At 57.6% G+C, this 7,019-nt stretch carries 6 protein-coding genes and 1 pseudogene; 6 read left to right on the forward strand and 1 reads right to left on the reverse strand.

The window, feature by feature from the left end; all coding sequences use genetic code 11:
* Positions 1-87 precede the first annotated feature (87 nt).
* The 5 genes from HMPREF3149_RS06790 to HMPREF3149_RS06810 all read left to right on the forward strand — a co-directional run bounded on the left by HMPREF3149_RS06790 (position 88) and on the right by HMPREF3149_RS06810 (position 4,596).
* Entirely contained in the window at positions 88-615 is a 528-nt protein-coding gene (locus HMPREF3149_RS06790; RefSeq protein WP_070537220.1) for a hypothetical protein, read from the forward strand.
* Between the two features lie 60 nt (positions 616-675).
* On the forward strand, positions 676-1,629 hold the full coding sequence (locus tag HMPREF3149_RS06795; protein ID WP_070537221.1) for a DUF2891 family protein: 954 nt from the start codon (positions 676-678) through the stop codon (positions 1,627-1,629).
* Positions 1,630-1,670: 41 nt separating this feature from the next.
* The gene (locus HMPREF3149_RS13880) at positions 1,671-2,663 is read left to right on the forward strand and encodes a sortase family protein (RefSeq protein ID WP_246819958.1); all 993 of its coding nucleotides are present in this window, start codon (positions 1,671-1,673) and stop codon (positions 2,661-2,663) included.
* 310 nt (positions 2,664-2,973) lie between these two features.
* Complete coding sequence (locus tag HMPREF3149_RS06805) at positions 2,974-3,753, forward strand: hypothetical protein (protein ID WP_070537223.1); 780 nt, start codon at positions 2,974-2,976, stop codon at positions 3,751-3,753.
* 228 nt (positions 3,754-3,981) lie between these two features.
* Positions 3,982-4,596, forward strand: coding sequence for a hypothetical protein (locus tag HMPREF3149_RS06810; protein WP_070537224.1), 615 nt, complete (start codon positions 3,982-3,984; stop codon positions 4,594-4,596).
* Positions 4,597-4,676: 80 nt separating this feature from the next.
* Here the strand turns inward: HMPREF3149_RS06810 and HMPREF3149_RS06815 are convergent, their stop codons facing one another.
* Positions 4,677-6,257 (reverse strand): peptide ABC transporter substrate-binding protein, encoded by a 1,581-nt coding sequence (locus HMPREF3149_RS06815; protein WP_070537225.1) that lies wholly within the window; start codon positions 6,255-6,257, stop codon positions 4,677-4,679.
* Between the two features lie 408 nt (positions 6,258-6,665).
* Between HMPREF3149_RS06815 and HMPREF3149_RS14025 the strand changes: the two are divergent.
* A pseudogene (locus HMPREF3149_RS14025) lies at positions 6,666-7,019 on the forward strand (hypothetical protein); the annotation flags it as partial.

The raw sequence follows: 7,019 nt of genomic DNA on the forward strand, positions 1-7,019 counted from the left end.
CACACCGCTACCATTTCAGTCTTCTGAACACGCGTCCCGCGATATAGTAAAGCCACTTCCCTACTTTCCCTATTAAAGGAGACTTCTATGATTTCGTGGCATCGTCGGTCCTGCCTTGGAATGGCGACAGTCATCGCCGCAGGCCTCGTAGCGGTTCCTACTGCGACAGCACAGGAGCTCAACGTGGAATCCTCTCGGTGCTTGCGCGAAGACTGCTTCAGCGCTTTTAGCAGCAAGGCAGACGAGACCGAAGAGTACAAGCCATCTGAAGAAGATGAAGCCCGGGCTAAAGAGATGTGGCAGGACGCTGAAGACGCCCGCCTCAAGCTAGAAGAATTGAAGAATTCCGGCGCTTCAGCGGAAGAGATAAAAGCTGCCGAAGAGGAATACCGGCTCGCCTCCCAGGCGTGGGGCGAGTTCAGCATGGATATCAACGTCAAAGACGCGCTGCGCGACGAGCACGAGCGCGAGCTTGAACAGATTGATGCGAAGGAAAAGCGCCTCTGCTTGCTCGCAGCCGGTGGCGTCGTTGCTCTCGCCACCGCGGCGGTGGCTGGGCTTGTTAAGGCAGCAGAGTTTTTCCTCCCGCAGTTGAAGGCTGCTCTTTCCCTGTAGCGAACAACCACGAAACTACAGGTCACAATAGATGTCCGGGGCCTCTGTCATACTTGATTCATGACAGAGTTTGAGACCATGGCTAGCGCATGGGCGAGTGGGATTGTGGGCGTCCTCGAGCGCGAGTTTCCCGCCGCCATGCACCATACGAGCGCGTCCGCTGATGATTGCCACGTGCGCCCGCAGGAGCTGCACCCGAGTTTCTACGGGTGTTTCGACTGGCATTCCAGTGTCCATATGCAATATTCAGGGGTGCTTCTGGACGCAGCTCTCGGCCCAGAGTCCCCAGCCGAACTTGCTGCGCTTCTCGACGAACGCCTCAGCCCCAAAGCCCTCGCCGTGGAACATGAGTACCTTACGCTGCATCCGGGCTATGAAATGCCTTATGGGCGTGCCTGGCTGCTCCAGTTGGCGTCGGTTCGGCCCACCGAACCACTGCTGGCTCTAGCTGAGCTGACCGCCCAGCATTGCCAAAGCTGGCTTGCCTCGTTGAACCAACCGGTGCGCCACGGCATGCATTCCAATACCGCATTCAACCTCTTCCTCATCCTCGAAGCAGCAGAGAAACTCCAGCTAAATTCCCTAGCAGCTTCAGTGCGCGAAGCTGCCGTTCGATTGTTCGGTAATGACCGTGACTATCCGCTCGAGTGGGAGCTTTCCGGACACGACTTCTTATCCAACGGGTTATCAGAAGCGCTACTCATGTCCCGCGTGTTACCGGATTTCGACGAGTGGTTCGATGGCTTCCTTCCTCACCGCGCCGAAGCAATGGACTTTCTGACAAAGATCCCGGAGGTCCTCGACCCCACCGATGGCCGCCTGGCTCACCTCTACGGTCTGGCGCTGTCGAGGGCGTGGATGCTGAGTGAACTCGCCGAGTATTTCGATGCTTCCGCTCTACCGCGTGCCCACGCACTGGCGGCTAGTGCGGAGCCTCAGCTTATCGACGGCGACTTCATGTCTACCCACTGGCTCATCACGTATGCGCTGCGTTATCAGCTTGCTACGAAGTAGTACCCTATTTCTTTAATCACCTCACTATCAGGAGCTTGCCCATGGATTCTCGCTACTCGGCGCGGCGCGACAGCTACCGCCTGCCGGAAGAGGGGATCCGCATTGATCTTCAGAAAGAACGCGCCCGCCGCCGCGACCGGTCTTCCCAAGACCACGAGGGCTCTGCCCCAGAACGGCCGCCTTACCGGCCGCGGCGGCGTCCCAACCACACGCGCTTAGCTTCTTCCCCTTCTACCCCGACCACGCCGGCCTCATCCCGGCAAATTGCTTCCCCGCCGGTGTCCCCGCGGAAGGCGTCCACCCGTACGGTGACAGACGGGGTGAGGAGGGGAACCGGGGGGCGTCGCCAAGCAGCGCGTCACCGCAGGCCCAGTAGTCGCCGCGGGATGGGGATGCTCCTCGTTCTGGCGCTCGTATTTGTCGGAATCGTTGCCGCACTCAACGTGAATAAGGAATCGGACGCGCCGGCACCGCAGCCACCTGCAGAGGTCATTGCCGAACCCCCCGCCGCCATCGAACCTTCTCCCGCAGTCGAGATGTACATCCCGTCGATCGATGTGCACGCAGAATTTGAGGAAGGCTCGTGCCGCGTCAAAGACAATAAAATTGACCCGGATTCGATGGGCAAAGCCTGCACCTACACTGCGGACGATAAGCCGTATGCGCTTCCCGGCACGGACTCGCCAGACATCGTCGTCATTGCCGGGCACACCGGCGCAGGCGTACCAGCGGTGTTCAATAACCTCTACGATGGCCGTGCGGATGAGCACAAGGCCTCCATTGGCGACAAGCTGTACCTGCGCACAGAAAACTCCGGCGAACAGTGGCTGGTGTATACCGCCACCGACCTACACGATCCTTCCAAGGACGGCCTTGAGCAGGACACGAGCATTTGGGGCGAAGACCCCATGCCAGGTCGCTTGCTCACCATTAGCTGCATCCAACCGGCCAACCTGCTCGCCGCCGCTGTACGCAATGCCGTGGTGGGCTGGCAGTTTGAGGGCGTGACCTCAACTCCAGAACCCACTGCCTAACTGCCACACCTCCTTCGACTCACCAGCAAAGTTATAGCCCCAAGCAGGGGTATCGCTGTTCAAGCGAAAAATTTTCGAACAATCCTCGCAGCTGCCTTCAAGGTCTCCAACGACAAAGGCCTCCTAGACAGGTATTTATTCAATTAATCCGTCACCTCCTATCCCTCGAACATACCGAGAAAGCTACGTTTCACGGATCTTCTTGAAGTAGGAGAAAGTGCAACAACAATCGTGACAGGTGTGAAAGTTGTGACTATTGTGACTTGAGTAAATTGATTCCCTCTCACGACCCGATCCAAGGAGTACTCCTATGAAGCGTATGTCCCACACCCTGACCGCCGCCGCTCTGTCCGGCGCACTTGCACTCGGCGGCACCGCCGTTGCCACCGCGCAAATTCCTTCCCCAGCCGAGATTACGGTGGACGGCACCACCTACTACAAGCAGGAGGATGGCAGTTACAAGACTGACACCGACAGTTCCCCGCTCGATGCTGCCAAGGTTAAGGAGGCCCTAGCAGCGCTGCAGGCGGAGGGGAACGGGGAAGGCACCCCATCCACTACCAAGTCCATGCTCCCCGAAGCTGACGGTATGGAAGAGGATGAGGCCAATATCCCATCCACCACTAAGACCTTCCTTCCGGACGTCGATGCCTCTGATCGTGTCCCCGGCGAAGAGCCGACTGCGCCGTCCTCGGTTGACTACCCAATCGCTGACGGATCTGAGTCTGAGTTTGACACCACCAAGCTGGCATGGCTGGCCCTGCCGGCAGCCCTCATCATCGGTGGCGTGACCTGGTACTTGGCCAAGGATGGCAAGACCTACGTCAAGTCCCAGGAGGAAGCTCAGAAGGACGCTCCTACCGCTGAGGAGAAGGAGGCTTCTGAGCAGATGCTCGAGGCCAACAAGGACGAGGTCATCGCCCAGGGCGGCAAGGTTGCTGATAGCACCGCAGAAAAGGCTGAGGTCGAATCCCGTGGTATGTCCGCCGAAACCGGCTCCAACACGGTTGCCCGTGGCGTTGCTGCACTGGCCATCGCAGCCATGATTGCTGCTGGCGCTTTCGCCGCTCGCCGCAAGTTCTTCATCTAAGAACTCCATCACCCGCTAATACCACGCAGTGGGTGGGATTGCCGCATGCTGCATGACACCTTTTAGGTGTGATGGCATGCGGCTCCCTCTGTTTTCACTGTCCCCTATTCCTGCCTCTATTACTGCTCTCGACAAGCCGCAAAAGTGCACGCCATATGCATAGCCTTGCGGTAGCCTGAAACTACCTCACTATCCAAGCGATCCTCGCTCTATTCCCAGGAGAAGAATATGAAGAAGTCCTCACTCGCTCTGACCACCGCAGCCCTGACCGGCTCCCTGGTTCTCGCCGGAACCACCATCGCATCTGCGGACGAGGAGTCCACCACGGAGACCACCAGCCAGATCAACTTCTGCTGGGCTCCCGCCGAGGAAATCACCACCACCATCGACGACGAAGAGCACACCTTCAAACAGGAAGACTTCGGCCTGTGGCGCGCCGTTGACAACGAGGAGCTGACCCTCAACCGCGCTGAGGTCATGGAGATTGCCAAGTCTGATGCTGAGGCTTGTGGCGAGCAGGACGAGGATGCGGCGAAGATCCAGGAGTCCATCGCCAACAACCCTCCGAGCTCCACCACTTCCGCGGCGCCGACGTCGGAGACCAACACGGAGACCAGCACCGAAAAGCCTTCGGAGCCTAGCACGACCCCGTCCCAGTCGGAGTCCAAGACTGAAGAGCCCAAGGAATCCAGCTCCCTCGATGAGCAGCTGAGTTCTGCTGACGGCGAGCCAACCGACCTGGGTATCGCCGCTATTGTCGCCGCCGTACTCGGTGTCGTGGGTGCCATTGCTGCTATCGCCCCAGGCGTAGCAAAGTCCCTGGGCATCAAGCTGCCTTTCTAACAGCTTCGAATTCTCCATAAAAAGCGCTCCTCACCACGAACCGTGGAGGAGCGCTTTCATGTAGCAGGACTTGAAGCCTTCTACTTCAGAGTCACCTTGTAATACAGCGGCTTCGACTTCCACGTAAAGATCACATTATCTACACGCTCGGAGTAGCCACCGGTGGAGTTGGTGTACCACAGCGGAATAGCCGGAAGATCCTTCATGAGTACCGCTTGGGCGTCATTGACCCGCTCAACATTATCCTCTTCACTGGAAGCCGCAGCGGCCTTCTTCAGTAGTGAATCAAACTCGGGATTGGAGTAGTCGGCGTCGTTAGTCGCAGCACCTGTGGCATAAAGCGGCTCTAAGAAGCTCGACGGCGACGGGTACACTGACTGCCAGCCGGTGCGGAATGCACCGTTGATCGTTTTGTTCGTCACATCATCGCGCAGTGATTTGAAATCCGGATACGGCGCTGGCTGCGCATCAATATCCAGGGTGTTCCGGATGAAGTTCACGACGGCATCGACCCACTCCTTATGGCTGCCATCGGAGTTATACGCCACGGTAAACGGACCCTGAAACGGCTTCATCTCTTCCGCCTTGGCCCACAACTCGCGCGCCTGGTCCGGGTTATAAGTAAGAACGTCGTTGCCGGGGATGTCCGTGGCGCCGTCGTTAAGCACAGGCGACGTGAAATCCACCGCCGGAGTGTTCGTCCCTTGGAAAATGGTCTGGGTAATCTCGTCGCGGTCAATGGCCATGGACAGTGCTTGTCGACGCAACGCCCCCGCCTCCCCGCTAAAGTTCTCATCCCCCGCGGGAATAGTGATGGACTGGAAGATAGCAGCAGGTTCATTCACTGCACGTTCGCCGAGATCCGTTTCAAAGTTGGCCATGGCCGAGGACGGCACCGATTCCAAAACATCCAGATTCCCCGAAAGTAGATCCGCATATGCTGCGCTGGCATCGGCATAGAATACGAAGTTCAGACCATCATTCTGCGCCTTACGGTCACCTTCATACTTCTCGTTAGGTACCAGAATCGCGTTTTGGTTATGGTTCCATTCCTGCAGCTTATAGGGTCCGCTTCCCACTGGGTTTTGGCCATAGGCGTCGATGTCATCGAAGGCTGATTCGTGCATGGGGAAGAAGACGGAATAGCCCAAACGGGTCTCAAAGTCCGCCGTAGGTTCTTCGAGCTCAATGGTGAACGTCTTCTCATCGACAACCTTGAGCCCCTCCATGCTCGCTGAACCTTCCTTGTAGCCCTTGATGGGCTCGAAGAAGTAGGCAGAGAGCATGCTGTTTTCTACCGCGTTGTTCCATGTGTCGACGTAGTCCTGGGCTCGCACCGGGGAGCCGTCGGAAAACACCGCGTCCTCCTTGAGCGTGACCTTGTAGGTCACATCATCGGTCTTCTCGATGCTTTCTGCTTGGTCATTGTGAACCTCACCGTTCTCATCGAAATACACGAGTCCTGAGTAGATGAGGTCAATGAGCGTTGCTCCCGGCACATCGCTGGTGTCCGCGGGGATAAGCGGCTTTTGGGGTTCGGTGGAGTTGGTACTGATGAAATCAACATCCGCCGCATCACCGGAACCGTCTCCTCCGCATGCGGTCAGGCCAGCCGCTGCGACGACGGCGGCGAGGCTCGCGCCTACTTTTGTCCATTGCATGAGTTCTCCTTAGGGGGTTGCAGGTGTGTGAATTGTCTCATAACCATGCGTCAATATGTTGCACTTCACGCGATAGTCGGACCCCTCACCGTCAAAACCTTTCGCATGTTCCCTATGTAAAGCCTGTCAACACCCTCGGCATCTACCCCACGACTTCTCCCCGACTGCACCACCACCTTGCAGACCTTTTTGCTTTTTCGTAGCACCATAGCGGCGACAGCGAACATTACCGCTCACTGACAAGCCCTTGATAGCTGCCGTGGAATACCCATATAACTATTCACAGCTTGGCCAATCCTTTGCCGACCTTCGTTAGCATGTGTGAAGTCGATTTCAATACGCGGTCACGCTACTGATGTCGACATTGACTTTTCATACAACGTCCCCGAATTCCCTAGGAGAAGAAATATGAAGCGCATTTCCCGCAACCTCACTGCTGCCGCTCTGGCCAGCTCCCTGACCATGGCCGGCGTTGCTGCCGCTTCCGCTGAGGAGACCGACAACACTGCAGGCAACGACAAGATCATCCCGATCTCTGCACCTGACGACAACACCGACGGAACCGAGACCGGCGACAATACCGATGGTGAGGGCACCCCAGGCGACGACGAGAAGCCGGGCACCCCGGGCGACGATGAGAAGCCGGGCGACGAGAACAAGCCAGGCGACGAGAACAAGCCAGGCAAGGACGAGAAGCCGTCCGACGAGAACAAGCCAGGCAAGGACGAGAACAAGCCGGGCGAAGGCGACAACAAGAAGCCG

This window comes from Corynebacterium sp. HMSC05E07 (genome assembly GCF_001807225.1).
Taxonomy (GTDB): Bacteria; Actinomycetota; Actinomycetes; order Mycobacteriales; family Mycobacteriaceae; genus Corynebacterium; species Corynebacterium singulare.